At 66.2% G+C, this 22468-nt stretch carries 19 protein-coding genes; 10 read left to right on the top strand and 9 right to left on the bottom strand.

Features of this window, described 5'->3' with window-relative positions:
* Positions 1 to 74: 74 nt before the first annotated feature.
* Positions 75 to 1430: a salicylate synthase gene (locus ACNQS7_RS30065; RefSeq protein ID WP_418015415.1), complete on the bottom strand. Its 1356-nt coding sequence runs from the start codon at positions 1428 to 1430 to the stop codon at positions 75 to 77.
* Positions 1431 to 1778: 348 nt separating this feature from the next.
* Between ACNQS7_RS30065 and ACNQS7_RS30060 the strand changes: the two genes are divergently transcribed.
* The gene (locus ACNQS7_RS30060) at positions 1779 to 2000 is read left to right on the top strand and encodes a hypothetical protein (protein WP_418015414.1); all 222 of its coding nucleotides are present in this window, start codon (positions 1779 to 1781) and stop codon (positions 1998 to 2000) included.
* Positions 2001 to 2288: 288 nt separating this feature from the next.
* Complete coding sequence (locus ACNQS7_RS30055) at positions 2289 to 3530, top strand: sodium-dependent bicarbonate transport family permease (protein WP_418015413.1); 1242 nt, start codon at positions 2289 to 2291, stop codon at positions 3528 to 3530.
* An 8-nt stretch (positions 3531 to 3538) separates the two neighbouring features.
* On the opposite strand, the gene hemW is transcribed toward ACNQS7_RS30055, so the two are convergent.
* Positions 3539 to 4711: a radical SAM family heme chaperone HemW gene (hemW, locus tag ACNQS7_RS30050; protein ID WP_418015412.1), complete on the bottom strand. Its 1173-nt coding sequence runs from the start codon at positions 4709 to 4711 to the stop codon at positions 3539 to 3541.
* A gap of 149 nt (positions 4712 to 4860) precedes the next feature.
* On the opposite strand from hemW, the gene ACNQS7_RS30045 reads away from it, so the two are divergent.
* The 5 genes from ACNQS7_RS30045 (at position 4861) to ACNQS7_RS30025 (ending at position 8529) form a co-directional block, all read left to right on the top strand.
* Positions 4861 to 4962: an Ms4527A family Cys-rich leader peptide gene (locus ACNQS7_RS30045; RefSeq protein WP_371934948.1), complete on the top strand. Its 102-nt coding sequence runs from the start codon at positions 4861 to 4863 to the stop codon at positions 4960 to 4962.
* Between the two features lie 112 nt (positions 4963 to 5074).
* Complete coding sequence (locus ACNQS7_RS30040; protein ID WP_418015411.1) at positions 5075 to 6745, top strand: nitrite/sulfite reductase; 1671 nt, start codon at positions 5075 to 5077, stop codon at positions 6743 to 6745.
* The gene (locus ACNQS7_RS30035) at positions 6742 to 7482 is read left to right on the top strand and encodes a phosphoadenylyl-sulfate reductase (protein ID WP_418015410.1); all 741 of its coding nucleotides are present in this window, start codon (positions 6742 to 6744) and stop codon (positions 7480 to 7482) included. The genes ACNQS7_RS30040 and ACNQS7_RS30035 overlap by 4 nt, the downstream gene beginning before the upstream one ends.
* Positions 7479 to 8195 carry a sirohydrochlorin chelatase gene (locus ACNQS7_RS30030; protein WP_418015409.1) on the top strand — a complete coding sequence of 239 codons (717 nt, stop codon included), beginning with the start codon at positions 7479 to 7481 and terminating at the stop codon, positions 8193 to 8195. The genes ACNQS7_RS30035 and ACNQS7_RS30030 overlap by 4 nt, the downstream gene beginning before the upstream one ends.
* Before the next feature lie 133 nt (positions 8196 to 8328).
* Positions 8329 to 8529 (top strand): DUF6480 family protein, encoded by a 201-nt coding sequence (locus ACNQS7_RS30025; protein ID WP_418015408.1) that lies wholly within the window; start codon positions 8329 to 8331, stop codon positions 8527 to 8529.
* Positions 8530 to 8536: 7 nt separating this feature from the next.
* Here the strand turns inward: ACNQS7_RS30025 and ACNQS7_RS30020 are convergent, their stop codons facing one another.
* From ACNQS7_RS30020 to ACNQS7_RS30000, 5 genes are all read right to left on the bottom strand, one after another.
* Positions 8537 to 9589: a sulfate/molybdate ABC transporter ATP-binding protein gene (locus tag ACNQS7_RS30020; protein ID WP_418015407.1), complete on the bottom strand. Its 1053-nt coding sequence runs from the start codon at positions 9587 to 9589 to the stop codon at positions 8537 to 8539.
* Between the two features lie 24 nt (positions 9590 to 9613).
* Complete coding sequence (cysW, locus tag ACNQS7_RS30015) at positions 9614 to 10426, bottom strand: sulfate ABC transporter permease subunit CysW (RefSeq protein WP_418015406.1); 813 nt, start codon at positions 10424 to 10426, stop codon at positions 9614 to 9616.
* Positions 10423 to 11289, bottom strand: coding sequence for a sulfate ABC transporter permease subunit CysT (cysT, locus tag ACNQS7_RS30010; RefSeq protein ID WP_418015405.1), 867 nt, complete (start codon positions 11287 to 11289; stop codon positions 10423 to 10425). Before cysT ends, cysW begins: the two co-directional genes overlap by 4 nt.
* The gene (locus ACNQS7_RS30005) at positions 11286 to 12326 is read right to left on the bottom strand and encodes a sulfate ABC transporter substrate-binding protein (RefSeq protein ID WP_418015404.1); all 1041 of its coding nucleotides are present in this window, start codon (positions 12324 to 12326) and stop codon (positions 11286 to 11288) included. The genes cysT and ACNQS7_RS30005 overlap by 4 nt, the downstream gene beginning before the upstream one ends.
* Before the next feature lie 351 nt (positions 12327 to 12677).
* Positions 12678 to 12872, bottom strand: coding sequence for a hypothetical protein (locus ACNQS7_RS30000; protein WP_055581846.1), 195 nt, complete (start codon positions 12870 to 12872; stop codon positions 12678 to 12680).
* 98 nt (positions 12873 to 12970) lie between these two features.
* On the opposite strand from ACNQS7_RS30000, the gene ACNQS7_RS29995 reads away from it, so the two are divergent.
* Positions 12971 to 15034: a glycoside hydrolase family 15 protein gene (locus ACNQS7_RS29995; protein ID WP_418015403.1), complete on the top strand. Its 2064-nt coding sequence runs from the start codon at positions 12971 to 12973 to the stop codon at positions 15032 to 15034.
* 21 nt (positions 15035 to 15055) lie between these two features.
* Here the strand turns inward: ACNQS7_RS29995 and ACNQS7_RS29990 are convergent, their stop codons facing one another.
* Positions 15056 to 16438 carry a cytochrome P450 gene (locus ACNQS7_RS29990; RefSeq protein WP_418015402.1) on the bottom strand — a complete coding sequence of 461 codons (1383 nt, stop codon included), beginning with the start codon at positions 16436 to 16438 and terminating at the stop codon, positions 15056 to 15058.
* Between the two features lie 151 nt (positions 16439 to 16589).
* On the opposite strand from ACNQS7_RS29990, the gene ACNQS7_RS29985 reads away from it, so the two are divergent.
* Entirely contained in the window at positions 16590 to 19895 is a 3306-nt protein-coding gene (locus ACNQS7_RS29985) for a helix-turn-helix transcriptional regulator (protein ID WP_418015401.1), read from the top strand.
* A gap of 24 nt (positions 19896 to 19919) precedes the next feature.
* Here ACNQS7_RS29985 and lepA read toward each other — a convergent pair whose 3' ends face one another.
* Positions 19920 to 21857 (bottom strand): translation elongation factor 4, encoded by a 1938-nt coding sequence (lepA, locus tag ACNQS7_RS29980; RefSeq protein ID WP_156452922.1) that lies wholly within the window; start codon positions 21855 to 21857, stop codon positions 19920 to 19922.
* Between lepA and ACNQS7_RS29975 the strand changes: the two genes are divergently transcribed.
* Positions 21851 to 22462, top strand: a complete 612-nt coding sequence (locus ACNQS7_RS29975) for a type II toxin-antitoxin system PemK/MazF family toxin (protein WP_418015400.1) — start codon at positions 21851 to 21853, stop codon at positions 22460 to 22462. The two genes, lepA and ACNQS7_RS29975, sit on opposite strands and share 7 nt — an antisense overlap.
* The last annotated feature ends 6 nt before the right edge of the window (positions 22463 to 22468 follow it).

Genomic DNA, 22468 nt, shown 5'->3' with positions numbered 1-22468 from the left:
CTGAACGAATGCATAGGCGATAAATACCCGTGGCGAACATCACATTGTGCCGCACCTGCGTATTATCCGGCCGCTTAAATCTGGCTTTCCACCAGATACGGCGCCAGCGTCGACAATTTCTCGCAAGTCTCCTCGAATTCCCGCTCGGGATTCGAGGCCTCGATGACCCCGGCGCCCGCCCGCAGCCAGGTGCGGCCGTCGTGCTCGTAGGCGGCGCGCAGGGCCAATGCCGCATCGAGCGCACCATCGGCGGAAAACTTCACGACCGCGCCGGAATACAGGCCTCGCGGACCTTCGTCGAGACGCAAGATGGCCTCGACACCGTCGGCTTTGGGAATCCCCGAGGCGGTCACAGCGGGGAACAGCGTTTCCAGCGCGTCCATCCGGTCGCTGGACGGGTCCAGTCGCCCGGTGATGGTGGAACCGAGGTGCTGCACGCTCCCCCGCTCGCGCACCGCCATGAAGTCAACGACGGAAGCGGTGCCGGGCGCCGCGATCTCGGTGACCTCCTGCAGCGAGGTGCGCACCGAGATGGCATGCTCCACAATCTCTTTGGCGTCAGACTGGAGGTCCTCGCGAGCCTGCTTGTCGGGCACGGCACCGCGTCCCAGCGCACGCGTTCCGGCCAGCGGCTCGGTGATCACCAGGCCATCGGCCCGGACCGATGTGACGAGTTCCGGACTGTAACCCAGCGCGCGAATACCACCGAGCCGCAACAAGAATGAGCGCACCGGCGTGTTGTGCCGGCGACCGAGCCGATAGGTGGCCGGAAAATCAAGGGCAAACGGCACTTCCAGACAGCGAGACAGAATCACCTTGTGATACCTGCCCGCGGCGATTTCATTCACGGCGACCGCCACCCGGTTGCGATAGCCGGACGGGTCGGCAGACAGATCGACCGCGCGGGAGGGCCGCACCTCGCGCACCCCGGCTGCAAGTAACTCCTCCACCGCCTCACGCTCGCGGGTTCCACCACCGACGAGCCGGATGTCGTCTTGGGTGATCGCGATGCGCAGCCGGGGCCAGAAGACCCGGGCCAGCGGAGTGTGCGGTGCCAGCCGCGTCTGCAGGCCGTAGCGGTACACGCCGAATTCGAAAGCGACCCAGCCGAATGCCTGGTCGGTCTCCAACAACAGCCGGTCAACCGCTTCCCCGAGCACGGCCCCCGGGCGCCCCGACCATTCTTGCCGGCGGGTCACGCCGTCGCGAACAACCCGCAGTTCGTCGCTGTCGAGTTCCACCATCGCCTGCACGCCGGCGGCAAGCTCCCACTGCCCGTCCTGCTCGTACAACAGGTACTCCTCGCCAACCGGCTCGACGAGCACCGCGGCCAGTTCAGCGGCGAGATCGGCCGGTTCAACCCCGGCGGGAAGAGGCAGGCACAGCGACGCCGCGCCGACAGAACTGGTCTGCACACCGGCGTCCGTCACGTAAGTAAATGTAGCCTAACCTATTACAGGTTGCGCCACCCCCGGCACTTTTCGTCTGATGGACCGTTTACGCCTCATACCGAACTAAAAGGTGGCTCATATCCGGGCAGTCTCCGTTCCTGGGCCGGTGAACTGCCGTTCCTGCTGGTAGGGACTGCAAAACGGCCCGACGCCAGCGCGCGATATGTCACGGTACATACCAAACGTTTCCCCACCGTTTACCCCGCGTCCGCCGGCGCGACGGGTCGACAACTCCATGCGCTTCTAGCATCTCAACGGAATCCGTGGGGGGTTCGAGCCCGTCGCGGCAGTCACCTGGCCATCACCAAAAAGGGGAGGACCGTCCCGATGTTCGTCATCCGAATGACCAATGGTGAAGAGATCAAGGGCGACGTCGAGAACTTGACGTTCAACGAGGACACCGGCGTGCTCACCGTGTGCACGGTCGACGGGTTCGAAGAGACCACCACGCACTACTCACCGGCGGCATGGCTCTCGGTAACCCACCGTAAGCGCGACGTCGCAGTTGGCGGGGATGTCAAGTCATCGCGGCTCTCGTCTGTTCGCTGACGCGACACGGAATCTCCCAGCGAATTAACAGGTAATTGGTACCTGGCCCACACGAATAAGGCCCAAAACGCCTTAGCCAGCGCACTTCTGCCTTTCGCTCGTTACGTCGGTGTTTCAGCAATCGCACCACCACGAAAACTGGGCCCAAAACGGCTGTTAGACGCAACATTCTGGGTGGCGCCCGGCATAGGCCCGGGCTAAATTCGCACCGTTATCTGGAATGTGCCGTGGTCGCCATGACGGTCAGTACTTCCTTCGAATCGGCGCAGGATGCTCGAGAGGTGCTCAATGCTGCACGAGTTCTGGGACAACTTCACCCACAACCTGTTCAAGCCTTTGCTGCTGTTCTTCTACTTCGGCTTCCTGATTCCGATCCTCAAGGTGCGGTTCGAGTTCCCCTACGTCATCTACCAGGGCCTGACCATGTACCTGCTGCTGGCCATCGGCTGGCACGGCGGCGAGGAACTCGCCAAGATCAACGCCTCCAGCATCGGCGTCATCGTGGGCTTCATGGTGCTCGGTTTCGTGCTGAACTTCGCGATCGGCGGGCTGGCCTACCTGCTGCTGAGCAGGCTGAAAGGGATACGGGCGGTCGATAAGGCCACCGTCGCCGGTTACTACGGGTCGGACTCGGCCGGAACCTTCGCAACCTGCGTCGCGGTCCTGACCGCCGTCAACATCGCGTTCAACGCCTACATGCCGGTGATGCTGGCCGTCATGGAGATTCCTGGCTGTCTGGTCGCCTTGTACCTGGTAGCGCGCCTGCGGCACCGCGGCCTGGACGCCGCGGGTTACATGCCCGACGAGGCCGGCTACACGGCTCCGGTCAGGGCCGCGATCGGCCCCGGCACTCCCGCGAAGCCGGCACCCGGCCAGAGCCTGGATGCGGAGGCGCAGGCCGCCATCGAGCTGGAGCGGGAACTCTCAATGGAGAAGCTGGACCATCCGGACTGGGAGCCCGACCAGAGCCCGCCGCGGCCGCGGGCCAAGCGGATGCCGATCTTCTCCCGCGAGCTGTTTCAGGAGGTGTTCCTGAACCCCGGACTGGTGCTGCTGATCGGCGGCATCGTCATCGGCCTGATCAGTGGGATGCAGGGGCAGAAGGTGGTAGCCGACGACGACCGCTTCTTCGTCCTGGCCTTCCAGGGCGTGCTGTGCCTGTTCCTGCTGGAGATGGGGATGACGGCTTCCCGCAAGCTCAAAGACCTGCGATCGGCCGGCCTCGGTTTCATCTTCTTCGGTCTGCTGGCGCCCAATCTCTTTGCCACGATTGGGATTGCGGTCGCCTGCAGCTACGCCTCCCTCACCCACACCGACTTCAAGCCCGGCACCTACGTGCTGTTCGCCGTGCTGTGCGGCGCCGCTTCGTATATCGCCGTTCCGGCGGTGCAACGGCTGGCGATTCCCGAAGCCAGCCCGACGCTGCCATTGGCCGCGTCCCTCGGTCTGACGTTCTCCTACAACGTCACCGTCGGGATTCCGCTCTACATCGAGATTGCGCGCATCTTCGAGCAGTGGTTCGGCGTCTGAGGTGGACGTCAGCCCAGCACGGTGCGCACGACCGCGTCGGCCAGTAGCCGGCCCCGGTCGCTGAGGACCAGGTGGTCGCCGACAGACTCCAGCAACCCATCGGCGACCACCTGCTCGGCGCGTTCGCGTTCGACGCCGCTCAGCCGAGCCACCGGTAACCCCTGGCGCAGCCGGATCTGCAGCAACACCTCTTCGGTGTGCAGCGCGTCGGCGCCCAGCTGCTCGAAGCCGGCCACCGGCAGCCCGCCGTCGGCGAGTCTGGACCCATAAGTGTTGGGATGCTTGACATTCCACCACCGGACGTTGCCGACATGGCTGTGCGCGCCGGGTCCGGCGCCCCACCACTGACCGCGATCCCAGTAGCCCAGATTGTGGCGGCACTCACCGCCGGGACGGGCCCAGTTCGACACCTCGTACCACGCCATGCCGGCGGCCGAGAGACGCGCGTCGATCAACTCGTAACGGTGAGCCAGCACGTCGTCGTCCGGCGGCTCGAGCTCTCCGCTGCGGACCCGCCTGGCCATCGCCGTGCCTTCCTCGACCACCAGTGCATAGGCCGACACGTGGTCGACACCCGTCTCCACCGCCGTGTCCACCGAGCGCAGCAGGTCTTCATCGGATTCGCCGGGGGTGCCGTAGATCAGGTCCAAGCTGACGTGCTCGAAGCCCAGCTCGAGCGCCTCGCGGGCCGCCGCGGCGGACCGGTTGGGTGTATGCACCCGGTCCAGCACCCCCAGCAACCGGGGCACCACCGACTGCATGCCCAGCGACACCCGCGTGTAGCCGGCCTCGCGGATCTCCTGGAAGAACTCCGGCCACGTCGACTCGGGGTTGGCCTCGGTGGTGATCTCGGCACCGGGTGCCAGTGTGAAGTGATCGCGCACCATGTCCAGCAGCGTCGTCAGGCGCGCGCCGCCCAGCAATGAGGGGGTGCCGCCACCGACGAACACCGTGTCCACCGTCGGGCCGCCGAGTAGGGCGGCCGCGCGCTCCAGCTCGGTCCGCAGCGCCGTCAGCCAGGCGTCCGGGTTTACTCCGCCCAGTTCCGCCGGGGTGTAGGTGTTGAAGTCGCAGTATCCGCACCGGGTGATGCAGAACGGGACATGGACGTAGAGGCCGAACGGCCGTCCGGGGGTGGGCTGGATGGCCGGCAGTTCCACCGGCACCTCGACAGGAGCCATGCCAAATCTTGGCACGACGGCCCGGTTCGGGCGGTTTCCCAGGCTTTTCCCGGCTTTGTTTACCGAATCACCCAGGTTCGGCTCCTAGTTTTAATCACTGTGAGAAGAAATTTGACCTGGTAACAACCGCGGCAGGGATCCATGGCAGAATGGCAGCCGTGACCGCCGCCAAGTCGAGCCCGCGAGTAGCGCTGGTGGTGCGACGGCATATCGACCTCAAGCGCGTTTGCAGCTGTTGCTGTCTGCCTTGACGCCGTAGACCCAGCCCACCCGTACCACCTGCTGGCTGCCGGATCTGCGCCGCCGGAATCAACGGTGAGTTGCGCGCGTTCCAGCCGGCATGTTCCGAAGGAGAACTGCCCCATGACCACTGCACGCCCCGCAAAGGCGCCCCGGAACGAGGGCCAGTGGGCGCTGGGCAATCGCGAGCCGCTGAACCCCAACGAGGAGATGAAGAAGGCCGGCGCGCCACTCGAGGTGCGCGAGCGCATCGAGAACGTCTACGCCAAGGGCGGATTCGACAGCATCGACAAGAGCGACCTGCGCGGGCGCTTCCGCTGGTGGGGCCTCTACACCCAGCGCGAACAGGGTTACGACGGCTCGTTCACCGGTGACGACAACGCCGATCTGCTCGAGGCCAAGTACTTCATGATGCGGGTGCGGTGCGACGGCGGGGCGATCTCGAGTGCCGCGTTGCGCACGCTCGGGGAGATTTCCACCGAGTTCGGCCGCGACACCGCCGACATCTCCGACCGGGAGAACATCCAGTACCACTGGATCCGGGTCGAGGACGTCCCGGAGATCTGGCGGCGCCTGGACGAGGTGGGCCTGCAAACCACCGAGGCGTGCGGCGACTGCCCCCGTGTGGTGCTGGGCTCCCCGCTGGCCGGCGAGTCGCTGGACGAGGTCATCGACCCCACCTGGGCGATCGACGAGATCGTGCGCCGCTACATCGGCAAGCCTGAATACGCCGACCTGCCGCGCAAATACAAGACCGCGATCTCGGGGCTACAGGACGTCGCGCACGAGATCAACGACATCGCATTCATCGGCGTCAACCACCCTGAGCACGGTCCCGGGCTGGATCTGTGGGTCGGCGGCGGACTGTCGACCAACCCGATGCTGGCCCAGCGGCTCGGCGTGTGGGTTCCGCTGCAAGAAGTGCCCGAAGTGTGGGAGGCGGTGACGTCGATCTTCCGGGACTACGGGTACCGGCGGCTGCGGGCCAAGGCGCGGCTGAAGTTCCTGGTCAAGGACTGGGGCGTCGAGAAGTTCCGTGAAGTTCTCGAGACCGAATACCTCAAGCGGCCCTTGATCGACGGCCCGGCACCCGACCCGATCGCCCATCCGATTGACCACGTCGGCGTGCAGCGCACCAAGAACGGGCTCAATGCCATCGGGGCCTCTCCGATCGCCGGGCGGGTGTCCGGCACCATACTCACCGCGGTCGCCGAGCTCGCCGAGCGCGCCGGCTCCGACCGCATCCGCTTCACCCCCTACCAGAAACTGGTCCTGCTCGACGTTCCCGACGATAAGGTCGAAGAGACGGTTGCCGGGCTGGAAAGTCTTGGCCTGCAGGTGCGGCCGTCGCAGTGGCGGCGGAACTTGATGGCGTGCAGCGGAATCGAGTACTGCAAGTTGTCCTTCGCCGAAACCCGGGTGCGCGCACAGTCTTTGGTGCCCGAGCTGGAAGGCAGGCTGGCAGACATCAACTCCCGCCTGGACGTGCCGATCACCGTCAACATCAACGGCTGCCCCAACTCGTGCGCCCGAATCCAGATCGCCGACATCGGGTTCAAGGGCCAGATGGTCGACGACGGAGAAGGTGGCTCAGTCGAGGGCTTCCAGGTGCATCTGGGCGGTGGCCTCGGTCTGGACAGTGGATTCGGACGAAAACTGCGTCAGCACAAGGTCACCAGCGACGAGCTGGGCGACTACATCGATCGGGTGACCCGCAACTTCCTCAAACACCGCCACGAGGGCGAGCGCTTCGCACAGTGGGCCGTCCGGGCCGAGGAGGACGATTTGCGATGAGCCAGGCGCCCAAACTGACCGAAGACGAGCTGCGCGAGCTGGCGGCGCGCGGCGCGGCGGAACTCGCCGGCGCCGACGCCATCGAGCTGCTGAAGTGGACCGAAGAGAACTTCGGCAACATCAACGGACCGCGCGGCTGGGCGACGTGCAACTACGTGGTGGCCTCCAACATGCAGGACGCGGTGCTGGTGGACATGGCGGCCAAGGTGCGGCCGGGTGTGCCGGTGATGTTCCTGGACACCGGTTATCACTTCGTAGAGACCATCGGCACCCGTGACGCGGTCGAATCCGTCTACGACATCCGCGTCGTCAACGTCAACCCCGAGCACACGGTCGCCGAGCAGGACAAGCTGCTGGGCAAGGACCTGTTCGCCCGTGACCCCGGCGAGTGCTGCAGGTTGCGCAAGGTCGCTCCGCTCGGCAAGGCGCTGCGCGGCTATTCGGCCTGGGTGACCGGCATCCGGCGGGTGGAAGCGCCGACCCGCGCCAACGCCCCGCTGATCAGCTTCGACGAGGCGTTCAAGCTGGTGAAGGTCAATCCGCTGGCGGCCTGGTCGGACGAGGACATGCAGAACTACATCGACAAGCACGACGTGTTGGTCAATCCCCTTGTCTACGAAGGCTATCCGTCGATCGGCTGCGCTCCCTGCACGGCCAAGCCAGTCGAGGGCGCCGACCCGCGCAGCGGGCGCTGGCAGGGATTGTCGAAGACCGAGTGCGGTCTGCACGCGTCGTGACCACCTCGCTGGTGCTGACCGCGCACGGCAGCGCGGACCCTCGCTCGGCGGCCAATGCCCGGGCCGTCGCACGCCAGGTGGCGCGGCTGCGTCCGGGCCTGGACGTGCGGGTCGCTTTCTGCGAGCACAATGCGCCGGGGTTGGTCGAGGTGCTCAACGCGTGCCCGGGCGAGGCCGTCGTCACGCCCCTGCTGCTGGCCGACGCCTACCACGCCCGCGTCGACATTCCCGCCCAGATCGCCGAGTGCGCCGTCAGCGACCGGGTCCGTCAGGCCGGAGTGCTCGGAGAGGATGACCGGCTGATCTCGGTCGCGCGCCAACGGGTGATGGAGTCGGGGGTCTCCCGAATCGACGACACCCTCGGCGTGCTCATGGTGGCCATCGGGTCGTCCGATCCCGCCGCCAATCGCCGGACAGCCGACGTCGCGCCCCGCCTCGCGGCCGGAACCCGTTGGGCCGCAGTGACAACCGCATTCGCCACCCATCCGAAGCCGTCGTTGGCCGAGTCGGTGCAACAGCTGCGCGACCAGGGTGCGCGGCGGGTGGTCGTCGCGCCGTGGTTCCTGGCGCCGGGTCGGATACCGGACCGGGTGGAGCGCTTCGCCGCCGAGGCGGGGGTGGCCATGGCCGCGCCGCTGGGCGCGCACCCATGGGTCGCCCACACCGTGCTGGACCGCTTCGACCACTCCGCCGCGGAGCGCGCCGCGGCGTAGCTCGCTCAGCCTGCAAATCTGCAGCCGGCGTGCGAGAACACCCCTGCGAAAACGCAGGCTCAGTGTGACTCGCGCGCGACGGGGTACCCGCGCACCCATGACGGCTATGCCTCCAGACCCCAATCCTGCTCAAGTGCCGGGCCTCGAGCCCGGCGGCGGCGTCCCGCCCGGCTCGACACCGCCCGATTCGGCACAGACCTCAGGACTATCGGCGGAACAGCCACGTCCGAAGCGGATCCTCACCCCGCTGGTGCTGACCAGCATCATCGCGGTAATCGTCTTCGCCCTGATATTCGTCGCGGTCGCGCTGTGGATGCTGGCGAGCCTCCCTTGACCACCGATCAGGCCGAGGTGAGCGTCGATTCCGCCGGCGCCTCGTTGGCGATCGGCGGCACCCGGGTGGCGCGCACATAGACGATGTCGCCCTCCTTGAGGGCCAGCGCCTCGGCGTCGCCGCGAGTGATCTGAGCGGTGAACGGGCCCCCGGACGCTGCGCTGGTCAGTTCGACCCGAACCTCGAAGCCGAGCGTCACGACCCGATCGACCGTGGCGCGCACGACACCGATCGACTCCGCCGTGCCGTCTCCGCCGGCCACCGCCATCTCCGGATTGCGGCCGACCCGGATGTCGTGCGGCCGGACCAGTGCACCGTTCAGCGCCGACACCGCGCCCAGGAAGGACATCACGAAGGCGTTCTCGGGGGCGTCGTACACGTCGGTCGGGGAACCGATCTGCTCGATACGGCCCTTGTTGAGCACGGCGATCCGGTCGGCCACGTCCAGTGCCTCGGCCTGGTCGTGGGTGACCAGCACCGTGGTGACGTGTACTTCGTCGTGCAGGCGCCGCAACCACGACCTCAGGTCCTCGCGCACCTTGGCGTCCAGCGCGCCGAACGGCTCGTCGAGCAGCAGCACCTCCGGGTCGACGGCCAGCGCGCGCGCGAGTGCCATGCGTTGACGTTGACCGCCGGACAGCTGATTGGGGTAGCGGTTCTGAAAACCACTGAGCCCCACCACTTCCAGCAGATGATCGACCTTCTCGTTGATCTCGGCCTTGGGACGCTTGCGGATCTTCAGCCCGAACGCGACATTGTTGCGCACGGTCAGGTGTTTGAACGCCGCGTAGTGCTGGAAGACGAACCCGATCCCCCGGCGCTGCGGCGGCACCCGGGTGACTTCGCGGCCGTTGATCGTGACGGTTCCGGAGTCGGGCTGGTCGAGGCCGGCGATGGTGCGCAACAGCGTCGACTTGCCTGAACCGCTGGGACCCAGCAGGGCGGTCAGCGATCCGGTGGGCACCACGAAGTCGACGTGGTCCAGCGCGACGAAGTCGCCGTAATGCTTGTAGGCGTCCCGTACGACGATCGCGTTCTTGCCCTGGTCGGTCCCGGTCATGTCTCGATTCTCCCTTATCCGGCCTTATCTGCTTGCTTTTGCCCGACGGGCATCGAGCACCACCTGAACGATCAGCACCAGCACGGCGACCCCCATCAGCAGCGTCGACAACGCGTACGCGCCGTACTCCGCGCCCCGGTTGTAGCGGTCGGACACCAGCAACGTCAGCGTCTGCGACTGCCCCGGCAGGTTGGACGACACCATGATCACCGCGCCGTACTCACCGAGGGTGCGCGCGATGGTCAGCACGATGCCGTAGGTCAGGCCCCAGCGGATGGACGGCAGCGTGATCCGCCAGAAGGTCTGCCACCAACCGGAACCCAGCGTCGCGGCGGCCTGCTCCTGATCGGTGCCCAGTTCGTGCAACACCGGCTCGACCTCGCGCACCACGAACGGCAGAGTGACGAAGATGCTGGCCAACACGATCCCGGGCAGACCGAAGATGATCTTGAATCCGAGGTCACGCTCGACGAACCCGAGGGCGCCGGCACTGCCCCACAGCACGATCAGCGCCACGCCGACGATGACCGGCGACACCGCGAAGGGCAGGTCGATCACCGCCTGCAGGATGCCCTTGCCGCGAAATCGGTTGCGCGCGAGCACCAGTGCCGTCGGGATACCGAACACCACATTCAGCGGCACCACGATCGCCACGACCAGCAGGGACAGGTTCAACGCCGAGATCGCCGCCGGGGTGCTCACCCAGTCGTAGAACTGGCCCAATCCGGGCTGAAAGGTGCGCCAGAGGATTAGCGCCACCGGAACCAGCAGCAGCACAAAGATATACGCCAGCGCGGTGTAGCGGAGCAGGTAACGGACCGTGCGCGACGAGGTCACTCCGATATCTCCTCACGCTTGGCGGCCCGAGCGCCGATGATCCGCAGAACCAGCAGCACGAAAAACGAGATCGAGAGCAGCACAATGGAAATCGCGGCAGCACCGGTGCGGTCGTCGTTCTCGATCAACGTCCGGATCCATTGCGAGGACACTTCGGTCTTGCCCGGTATCGCACCGCCGATCAGCACTACCGACCCGAACTCACCGATGGCACGCGAGAAAGCCAGCCCCGCACCGGACAACAGGGCGGGCAATAAGGACGGCAGCACGACGGAAGTGAAGATCTTGGGTCCACTGGCTCCGAGGGAAGCCGCCGCCTCCTCGGACTCCTTGTCGATCTCCAGCAACACCGGCTGCACGGCGCGCACCACGAACGGCAGCGTGACGAACGCCAGCGCAATCCCCACACCCCACTCCGTGTGCTGCAGGTGCAGGCCGATGGGGCTGTGGTTGCCGTACAGGGCCAGCATCACCAGGCTTGCGACGATGGTCGGCAACGCGAACGGCAGGTCGATCACCGCGTCGACAATGCGCTTGCCAAAGAAGTTGTCGCGCACCAGCACCCAGGCAATGAGCAGGCCGAACACCGTGTTGAGCAGCGTCACCCCGGCGGAAATCGTCAGCGTCACGCGCAACGATTCCAGCGCCGCGTGCGAGGTGACCGCCAGCCGGAAGGCGTCCCAGCCGCCGCCGGCCGCCTGCCAGACGATGGCGGCCAGCGGCAGTAACACGATCACCGACAGCCAGATGGTCGCCACGCCGACCCGAAGGGACGTGCCCGTGCGCCCACCGGCAGGCGTTTGGGCGTCAGCGTCGAGTTCCGGCCGGATCGCCTCGGGATTAGGGGTTGTCGTCACGGTCATCCGGTGGCCTGCGTGTAGATCTTGGTGATGCTGCCCGAGCTCTTGTCGAACAGTTGCGGGTCGACGGTGCCCCACCCGCCCAGGTCGGCGATCGTCCACAGTTTCAGTGGAACGGGGAACTGATCACGGAACGATGCCGCGACGGACGGATCGACCGGCCGGAAACCGGCCTTCGCCCACAGCGTCTGCGCGGCGGCGGTGTACTGAAAGTTTTTGAATGCGACGGCAGCCGCGAGGTGAGTACTGGTGCTCAGCACCGCCATCGGGTTCTCGATCTTGAATGTCTGTGGCGGCGTGACGTGTTCGACCGGCTTGCCGGCCCGCTCGGCGGCGATGGCCTCGTTCTCGTAGCTGATCAGAACATCTCCACTGCCCTGGACGAAAACGTCCGTCGCCTCTCGCCCCGAGCCTGGACGCATTTTGACGTGTTCCCTCACCAATCGGTTGACAAACTCGATCCCGGCCTGGCCGTTGCGACCGCCCTCACTCTTGACGGCGTACGGGGCCAATAAATTCCACTTGGCCGAACCCGAACTCAGCGGGCTGGGTGTCACCACGTCGACGCCCGGACGCAGCAGGTCGTCCCAGTCGTGGATGTTCTTCGGATTTCCCTTGCGGACCACCAGTGTCACCACCGAACCGAACGGGATGCCCTTGGTAGCGCCGGTGTCCCAGTCCTTGGCGACCTTGCCGCCCTTGACCAGCCGGGTGATGTCCGGTTCGACCGAGAAATTCACCAGGTCGGCCGGCTTACCTTCGGCGACGCCGCGCGACTGGTCCCCGGAGGCGCCGAAGGAGGTGATGACCTGCACACCCTTGCCCTCTTCTGAGGCGTTGAAGGCCGGGATCACCTTGCTCCAGCCAGGTTCGGCGACCGAGTAGGCAACCAGCGTGATACTCGACTTGGCGTCCGCCAGTCCACCGCCGCCCACCACATCGCTGGGACCGCCGCTGCACGCGGCAACCACACCGGCGATGAGCGCCAGGGCGGCGAACCGGCGCCAGCGCCATCGGATGTCGGAGAACCTCTGCGACATTGATTGCCTCTCAGTGCGGGACTGTCGGATTGCGGGTCCCGTGCTGCGGAAAGGCGATTAGTCAGTGACGACGGAGATCACGAACTCCATCCCAGACCTGCACGGGTTCAGGGAGTCAGCGACAACAGCGTGCGTCGACCGCGGCGCAACTCACCACGGCGAAATCAGCGCAGCCGAACGCCGAAACGCGGCGCTCCAAAACTGTGGCTGCGGCATGCATGTCGCGAAGCCTAACAGAGTTCACGCCGCGGGCAATTTGGCGGGGGAATCAGTGTGTGACCAGCCAGGTGACGATGACCAGTGCCACCAGCGCGACAAGAATGAGGGTGACGTGTGAACGGGGCATTGTGATTATCCGGAGCTCTCATCGGAATGCCGAGCGCGCCGCAACAATTCGATGCCACGGCCGAGCAACCCATCCAGCAATGTCGCGAGCAGGTACGCCAGGGCAAGCACCACCGGCATTACCGCCAGGGCCTGGAGCACGAACGGCAGACCGGAGAGCCACAGTTCAACGCCGTCCCACCAATTCAGGAAGCCGTTCACCGTGACCACCCTAGTCCCGGCCGGGGTGCGTACGCGCCCACGTAACACCTCGGTTGCGGAGGTGGACGCGAAGCGGGTCCACGGTCGATGATGTCGGGATGGCCTTGCACCCCGATGCCGCTGATACAGCTAACGACGAGGTGGTCGATTCGGTCGAGGAGGCCCCCACCATCTCCGCGTCCACCGAGCTTCAAGCGTTCGACCCGTCGATGCCAGTTGAGATCGACTCGGCCCTGCCGTTCCCGTCCAGCTCGTCGTCGCGCAACCCGTTCCCGCCGATCGCCGACTACGCCTTCCTGTCGGACTGGGAGACGACCTGCCTGATCTCGCCGGCCGGCTCGGTGGAGTGGCTGTGTGTGCCGCGGCCGGACTCCCCCAGCGTGTTCGGCGCCATCCTGGACCGCAGCGCCGGCCATTTCCGGCTCGGCCCGTACGGCGTCTCGGTGCCGTCGGCGCGGCGCTACCTGCCCGGCAGCCTGATCATGGAGACCACCTGGCAGACCCACACCGGCTGGCTGATCGTGCGCGACGCCCTGGTGATGGGACCGTGGCACGACATCGAACGGCGGTCGCGGACGCATCGCCGCACCCCGATGGACTGGGACGCCGAACACATTCTGCTTCGGACAGTGCGCTGCGTCAGCGGCACCGTCGAACTGATGATGAGCTGCGAACCGGCCTTCGACTACCACCGCCTCGGCGCCACCTGGGAGTACTCGTCCAACGCGTACGGCGAGGCCATAGCCCGGGCCAACAAGCAGCCCGACGCGCATCCGACACTGCGGCTGACCACCAATCTGCGGATCGGACTGGAAGGCCGCGAGGCGCGCGCCCGGACCCGAATGAAAGAGGGCGACGACGTGTTCGTCGCGCTGAGCTGGACCAAGCACCCGCCGCCGCAGACCTACCAAGAGGCCGCCGACAAGATGTGGCAGACCACCGAGTGTTGGCGGCAGTGGATCAACATCGGCAACTTCCCGGACCACCCGTGGCGGGCCTACCTGCAGCGCAGCGCCCTGACCCTGAAGGGGTTGACGTACTCCCCGACGGGCGCCCTGCTGGCCGCCGCCACCACGTCGCTGCCCGAGACGCCGCAAGGCGAACGTAACTGGGACTACCGCTACTCCTGGATCCGCGACTCGACGTTCGCCCTGTGGGGCCTCTACACCCTGGGCCTGGACCGCGAGGCCGACGACTTCTTCGCGTTCATCGCCGACGTGTCCGGCGCCAACAGCAACGAACGCCACCCGCTGCAGGTGATGTACGGCGTCGGGGGCGAGCGCAGCCTGGTCGAAGAAGAACTCAACCACCTCTCCGGCTACGACCACGCGCGCCCGGTCCGCATCGGCAACGGCGCCTACGACCAGGTGCAGCACGACATCTGGGGCTCGGTACTCGACTCCTTCTACCTGCACGCCAAATCCCGCGAGCAGGTCCCCGAAACGCTGTGGCCGGTGCTGAAAAAGCAGGTGGAAGAGGCGATCAAGCACTGGCGGGAGCCCGACCGCGGCATCTGGGAGGTGCGCGGCGAGCCGCAGCACTTCACGTCGTCGAAGGTGATGTGCTGGGTGGCGCTGGACCGCGGGGCGAAGCTGGCCGAGAAGCAGGGTGAGCTGAGCTACGCCGGGCAGTGGCGGGAGATCGCCGACGAGATCAAGGCCGACATCCTCGAGCACGGCGTGGACTCCCGGGGTGTGTTCACCCAGCGTTACGGCAGCGACGCACTCGACGCGTCGCTGCTGCTGGTGGTGCTGACCCGGTTCCTGCCGCCCGACGACCCGCGGGTGCGCGCGACGGTGCTGGCGATCGCCGACGAACTGACCGAGGAAGGCCTGGTGCTGCGGTACCGGGTGCACGAGACCGACGACGGGCTGTCCGGCGAGGAAGGCACGTTCACCATCTGCTCGTTCTGGCTGGTGTCGGCGCTGGTGGAGATCGGTGAGGTGGCTCGCGCTAAGCGGCTGTGCGAGCGGCTGCTGGCGTATGCCAGCCCGTTGCACCTGTACGCCGAGGAGATCGAGCCGCGGACCGGCCGGCACCTGGGCAACTTCCCGCAGGCGTTCACCCACCTGGCGTTGATCAACGCGGTGGTGCACGTGATCAGGGCCGAGGAGGAAGCCGACGGTTCGGGGACGTTCCAGCCGGCCAACGCGCCGGTGTGAGTCCAGCGCGGCCTGACCTCATCAGCTGGTGGCCCGTCGGTGCGCGGTAGCCAGAATCGGCTCGGCAGCGACGGCGGTGAAAGGCACCGCGAGTGGGAAATCGGTTGACAGCGAACGAATTTCGGCGGAGCTCACAATGGTGGCCAGGGCGAGAGTGGCCTCCAGCATGGCGAAGTGATCGCCGATGCATTTGCGGGGCCCACCGCCGAAGGGGATGTACTGCCAACGGTCCCGGCCCCGGGAACGCTCGGGGCTGAAGCGGTCCGGGTCGAACGTCTGCGGGTCGTCCCACAGCGCGGGGTCTCGGTGCAACGCGTATGCGCTCAGGAGCGCGAACGAGCCGGCCTCGACGCGGTGGCCGTCTACGACGATGTCGGAGTCGATCATCCGGCCGAAGGCCGGCGCTGCGGGGCACAGGCGCAACGCCTCGTCGAGCACCTGGACGGTGTACCCCAGTCGCGGCACGGCAGCGATGGTGATCGGGCCGCCGCCGAGCGCGTGAACCTCGCTCACCACCCGCTCTTGCAGGTCGCGGTGGCGGCCGAGTTGCCACAGTGCATACGCCAGCGTCGTCGCGGTGGTGTCGTGCCCGGCGAGCATGAAGACGACCAGATCGTGGCAGATCTCGTCGTCGCTGAGCCGCTGCCCGGTGGCCGGGTCCTTCGCATCCATGAGTGCTCGCACCAGCGGCGCGTCGCGGTCGGGGTCGATCCGGCACTCGCGCAGGATCTCGGCAGCCAGCCCGTGCAGGACAGTGGCGGCGCCACGGGCTCGGCGCCGCGCGGGCGTCGGCAACCAGCGGGGAGCTCGAACGGGCCGGAACGCCCGGTCGGCCACCCACGAGAAGGCGGTCCGCAGCGGGGCCCCGATGACGTCGGACTGCTCCTCGAGGTCGAGTCCGAACACCGAGTGGCCCAGCGCGCGCAGAGTGATCGCGCGCGTCGCAGCGTCCAGGTCGATGGTGGTGCCATCGGCCCAGCCATCGGCGACCGATCGGGCGGCATCGGACATGTGGCCGGCGAACCGGGCCACGGTCTGTTTGGTGAACAGCGGTTGCAGAGTGCGCCGACGCGGGAGCCAATCGCGGTGCGTCAGGCTCAAGATATTGTCGCCCATCAGCCCGCGCATCTCGACCATGTGGGGCGCAGTGCCTCGCTCGGCAGCCTCGTCGGTGCGGGCCAACACGTCGTGGACTCCCTGCGGGGACGCGATGAACACCAGCGGCGGCGTGAGCCATTTTGGTCCAAGGACGTTGCGGGTAACCGCTCCGCCGGCGCGATGGAGGGCAATCTGCCCATCGGTGAATTGCCGGGCGGCCTTGAAGCGTACGGCGTACGGCAACGGATTCTTCGGGATCAATGGCAGCGATCGCACCGCCGTTGCGGTGCCGTCGACGGATGTCATGGTGGTCTCCTCGTCGTGGTGTACGACTCGACCATCCGACGGACACTGGGGCAGAACCATCGTCAGGAGTGCGTATTTCTGCACAGTGGGGGGCGTAGATACGCACATTTGACGATGTATTGACCGTCCGGGCGGACGCATGCTGGCTACCATGACCACATTGGATCCGGTCGGGGGTGCGCCTGTGGTGAACGGCAGCGAACTCGGCGTCGGGCGATTGTTGCCAACCGGCACGGTGACTCTGTTGCTGGCCGATGTCGAAGGCTCCACCCGGTTGTGGGAACAGCGCGGTACGGAGATGCCCGCGGCGGTGGCGCGCCTGGATCAGACTGTCGGCCAGATCGTCGTCGCCTACGGGGGCGTACGCCCGGTGGAGCAAGGTGAGGGCGACAGTTTCGTAGCCGCATTCGCCCGGGCCAGCGAAGCATTGGCGTGTGCGCTGGATCTGCAGCGCGCTCCGCTGGCGCCGATCATGCTGCGCATCGGGTTGCATACCGGTGAGGTTCAGTTGCGCGATGCCGGCAATTACTTCGGTTCGACGATCAATCGAACGGCTCGGATTCGCGACCTGGCGCACGGCGGGCAGACGGTGGTATCGGGTACGACCGCGGAATTGGTGGCCGACCGGTTGCCGGACGGGGCGTGGCTGACCGATCTGGGCACCCACCGGTTGCGTGACCTGCCCCGTCCCGAGCGGGTGCTGCAGGTGTGTCACCCAGATTTGCACAACAAGTTCCCGCCGTTACGTGCCGCGAAAACGTCGACAGTGCAAGGTGTCCCGGCGCAACTGACGAGTTTCGTCGGCCGCGACGCCGAAATGGCCGCGATCCAGCTGCTGCTGCAGCAGCACCGGTTGATCACGTTGACCGGCTGCGGCGGCGTGGGTAAGACACGGCTGGCCGGGCAACTGGCTGCCCGCTTGGCCTCGAGTCTCGGTGACGGCGCCTGGTTCGTCGACCTGGGACCGGTCACCGACGCCGAGGCCGTGCCCGTCGCGGTTGCCCGTGTGCTTGGCCTGCCCGACCGACGCACCCGTTCCACTGCCGACACCCTCCTGGAGCACCTGCGCTCCAAACACGCCATGGTCGTGCTGGATAACTGTGAGCACTTGTTGGACGAATGCGCGGATCTGGCCACCGCGATCCTGGACCGCTGCCCGGACGTGACCGTGCTGGCCACCAGCCGTGAGCCGATCGGTGTCGCCGGTGAAGCGATCTGGCGAGTGCCGTCGCTGCCGCTGTCCGACGCTGCAGTACAACTTTTCGTCGACCGTGCCCAACAGGTATGCGCCGCCTTCAACCTCACCGGTGACGAAGCCGCGACCGTGGCCGAGATCTGCCGGCGCCTGGACGGCATCCCGTTGGCCATCGAACTTGCCGCCGCGCGGGTGCGGGTGCTCTCGCTCAGCGACATCGCTTCGAGCTTGAACGACCGGTTCCGCCTGTTGACCGGCGGTGTGCGAACCGCAGTACGCCGCCAGCAGACGCTGCGCGCATCGGTCGACTGGTCGTATGCGCTGCTGAGTGAACCCGAATGTGTCCTGCTGCACCGACTGGCGGTGTTCATGGGCGGATTCGACCTGTCCGCCGCGCAAGCCGTCGCAGTAGGCGAGGATTTGGCCTCCCACCAGGTTCTGGACATGCTGTCGCTGCTGGTCGACAAGTCGTTGGTGGTGGCTGAAACCGCAAGCGGCAGAAAGCGATACCGACTCTTGGAGACGATTCGGCAGTACGCGCAGGAAAAGCTCGGTGTGTCCGGTGAAGCCGAAGCACTGCATGCCCGGCACGCGGAGCACTACGCCACCGTGGCCGCACGACTCGACAATCCCGGACAAAACCGGCTGGACGCTCTTGTCGCTGACACGGACCTCGAGTTCGACAACATGCATGCTGCCTTCACCTGGTATCAGGACAGCGCCGAGCCCGAACACGCTCTGAAATTGGCGTCCGCGTTGACACCACTGTGGATCATGCGCGGTCGGCTCACCCAGGCGTCCAGCTGGTTCGACGCCGTCTTGGGTGACCAGAAGGCCCAGAGCGCTGGCATCGCTCGTGAAACCTATGCCCGTGTACTGGCCGACCAGGCCTTCCTCGGCGGCTGGTATGGGATCCCCGGTGCCGGCGAACAAGCCGAACAGGCGGTGGCGATCGCACGCGAGCTCGGCGATCCCGCCCTGCTGCTCCGCGCCCTCGCCAGCCGTAGCGGATGTCACGACCCAGCGGCGGCGGCGCCCTATATCCCAGAGATGCTCGACCTGATTCGTGTTCTCGGTGACCAATGGCGACTGGGCCAGACCAAGATGTGGAGCGGGTATGTCGCCGTAGGGTCGGGTGATCCGATCCGCGCACGCGCGGACGCCGACGAAGGGCTGAGCCTCGCCGAGGCCACCGGGGATGGGTTCACTGCGCGTGAGTGCCGTACCTGGCGGGCGCTTTCCCTGCTGTTTCAGGGTGATCTGAGCGCGGCGGCCGCGGAATCTCGCGCCGTAGCGGCCGAGGCGCAGACGGTGTACGACGGCATCGCGCAAATCCTTGGCTCGATGTCGCTGAGTCTGGCGCTGGCGTACCAAGGCGATGTTGTCGGTGCACGAGAGTCCATCGAGACCGCCCTCGAGATGTCGGCGACGCTGGGTGGTTTCGACACGGATGTCGCGCATTCGTTGTGGGCGCGCGCGGCCATCGCGGCCGGTGAGGTCACAACGGCCGCATCCGCCTGCGAGGAGGCCTGGCGGGTGCGGAAGCCCGGGCGGGAATCCATCATCCTGAGTTTCACGCCGTTCGCCGCGACCGCGTTGGCGAGTGGCGATTTGGTGGCCGCCCGCCGATGGGCCGACGAGACCATCGCCAAGAACACCGGGTGGCATCGGATGGTGGCGCAGGTTGAGCGCGCCCGGGTCGCGATCGCCCGGGGAGAGCTCGACCTCGCCGAACGCGACGCACACGACTCGCTGGCCATCGGCAGCGAGATCGAGTCGATCCTCGTCGCCGCCGATGCCCTGGAGTGCCTCGCCGAACTCGCCGTCACCGGCGACAGCCACATGCAGGCGGCGCGCATTTATGGTGCCGCGCAGGCTATTCGCGAACGGCATCGCATCGCCCGATTCGAGATATACCAGGACGGCTACGACCGCGCTCTGGCTGAAATCCGAAATAATTTGAGCGACATCGACTTCGAGGATTCCTGGGCGCAAGGCGCGGCGATGAGCACCGACGAGGCGATCGGCTACGTACGACGCGGACGCGGCGAACGCAAACGTCCACGCACCGGCTGGGCCTCGCTCACGCCGACCGAACACGAGGTCGTCAAACTCGTCAGCGAAGGTCTCACCAACAAAGACATTGCCGCCCGACTCTTCGTCTCACCCCGCACCGTGCACACCCACCTCACCCACGTTTACGCCAAGCTAGACCTCAGTTCCCGGGTGCAGTTGGCACAGGAAGCGGCCCGTTACAACTAGATTCGCAGCGAGCGCGATCGGCCCCTATTTCTTGCCCTTATCCCCCGCGGCTTCGGTGGACAGGGCGGCCACGAACGCTTCCTGCGGCACGTCGACCCGTCCGATGGTCTTCATCCGCTTCTTGCCTTCCTTCTGCTTTTCCAGCAGCTTGCGCTTGCGGGTGATGTCACCGCCGTAACACTTGGACAAAACGTCCTTGCGGATGGCCCGAATATTCTCGCGCGCAATGATTTTCGAGCCGATCGCGGCCTGGACCGGCACTTCGAACTGTTGCCGCGGGATCAGTTCCTTGAGCTTGGTGGTCATCTTGTTGCCGTAGGCCGAGGCACCGTCCTTGTGGACGATGGCACTGAATGCGTCGACGGCTTCGCCCTGCAACAGGATGTCGACTTTGACCAGTTGCGCCTCCTGCTCGCCGGCCTCCTCGTAGTCCAGGCTGGCGTAACCGCGGGTGCGTGACTTCAACGAGTCGAAGAAGTCAAAGATGATCTCTCCCAACGGCATTGTGTAACGAAGTTCCACCCGCTCCGGCGACAGATAGTCCATGCCGCCGAGCTCGCCGCGCCGCGACTGGCAGAGTTCCATGATGGTGCCGATGAATTCGCTGGGCGCGATGATGGTGGTCTTCACGACGGGCTCGTAGACGGTGCGGACCTTGCCTTCCGGCCAGTCCGACGGGTTGGTCACCACGATCTCGGTGTTGTCGTCTTTCACCACGCGGTAGACGACGTTGGGTGAGGTCGAGATCAGGTCGAGGTCGAATTCGCGCTCGAGGCGTTCGCGGGTGATCTCCATGTGCAGCAGGCCCAGAAATCCGCAACGGAACCCGAAGCCCAGCGCCACTGAGGTTTCCGGCTCGTACGTCAGGGCCGCGTCGTTGAGTTGCAGCTTGTCCAGGGCGTCGCGCAGGTTCGGGTAGTCCGAGCCGTCCACGGGATAGAGCCCGGAATAGACCATGGGTTTGGGTTCGCGGTAGCCGGTCAGCGCTTCCTTGGCGCCGTTGCGCGCCGTCGTCACGGTGTCCCCGACCTTGGACTGGCGGACGTCCTTCACTCCGGTGATCAGATAGCCCACCTCACCCACCCCGAGGCCGTCGCTGGCCTTGGGTTCGGGCGAGACGATGCCGACCTCGAGCAGTTCGTGGGTGGCGCCGGTGGACATCATCGCGATGCGTTCGCGCGGGACGATCTTGCCGTCGACCACGCGGACGTAGGTGACCACGCCGCGGTAGATGTCATAGACAGAGTCGAAGATCATTGCCCGGGTGGGACCGTCGGCGTCGCCCTGCGGCGGCGGCACCTCGCGCACCACGTGGTCGAGCAGGTCGGCGACGCCCTCGCCGGTCTTGCCGGACACCCGCAATACGTCGCCGGGTTCGCAGCCGATGATGTGCGCGATCTCGCCTGCGTACCGGTCCGGATCGGCGGCCGGCAGGTCGATCTTGTTGAGCACCGGGATGATGTGCAGGTCGCGGTCCAGCGCCAGGTAGAGGTTGGCCAGGGTCTGCGCCTCGATGCCCTGGGCAGCGTCCACCAGCAGCACGGCTCCCTCGCAGGCTTCGAGGGCACGGGAGACCTCGTAGGTGAAGTCGACGTGGCCCGGGGTGTCGATCAGGTGCAACACGTATTCGGTGTCGTCCACCTTCCAGGGCAGCCGCACGTTCTGCGCCTTGATGGTGATGCCGCGCTCGCGCTCGATGTCCATCCGGTCCAGGTACTGGGCGCGCATCGAGCGCTCGTCGACCACCCCGGTCAGCTGCAGCATCCGGTCGGCCAGCGTCGACTTGCCGTGGTCGATGTGAGCGATGATGCAGAAGTTCCGAATCTGCGCCGGCGGGGTGAAGGTCTTGTCGGCGAAACTGGCGATGGGAAATCTCCTGGTCGAGCGGTCAACGAGTATGCCCAGCGTATCCGTGCGCGGCAGCCGGGACACAATCACGCGGTTATGCTGCGAGCATGGCACCGGGTAAGAAGTCGTCCGGCAAGTCACAGTGGAAGACGTTCCAGCGGTTCGCGGAGAACTTGGTCAGCGAGGCTCCGAAGGTGGTCCAGCGGCTGCAGAACACGCAGGAGACGCTGAAGACCATCCAGCAGGCGGTGAAGATCACCGCGAACATCATGGCGATGGGTCTGCCGGCGCCGCCAACGGAGGTCACCGCCGGTCGGCCGGTGACCAAAACGAGCTTCCCGACTGCGCAACGGGCCCGAAAAGTGATGTATGCACCCGATCTCGACGGTCGGGCTGATCCCGGGGAGATCGTGTGGACCTGGGTGGTCTACGAGGACGATCCGACCCGCGGCAAAGACCGGCCGGTGCTTGTCGTGGGTCGCGACCGCAGTGTCCTGTTGGGCCTGATGCTTTCCAGCCAGGAGCGCCAGTCCGACGACCGGGACTGGGTCGCGATCGGTTCGGGTGACTGGGATTACGAGGGCAGGCCGAGCTGGGTGCGGCTGGACCGGGTGCTCGACGTGCCCGAGGAAGGCATCCGCCGCGAGGGCGCGATTCTGGAACGCGAAACCTTCGAGGTGGTCGCCGCCCGGTTGCGTGCCGAGTACTCCTGGCGCTGAGGTTGC

It is taken from the genome of Mycobacterium sp. 23, from assembly GCF_048287075.1.
Taxonomy (GTDB): domain Bacteria; phylum Actinomycetota; class Actinomycetes; order Mycobacteriales; family Mycobacteriaceae; genus Mycobacterium; species Mycobacterium gordonae_B.
This window is presented reverse-complemented; position numbering and strand designations above follow the sequence as displayed.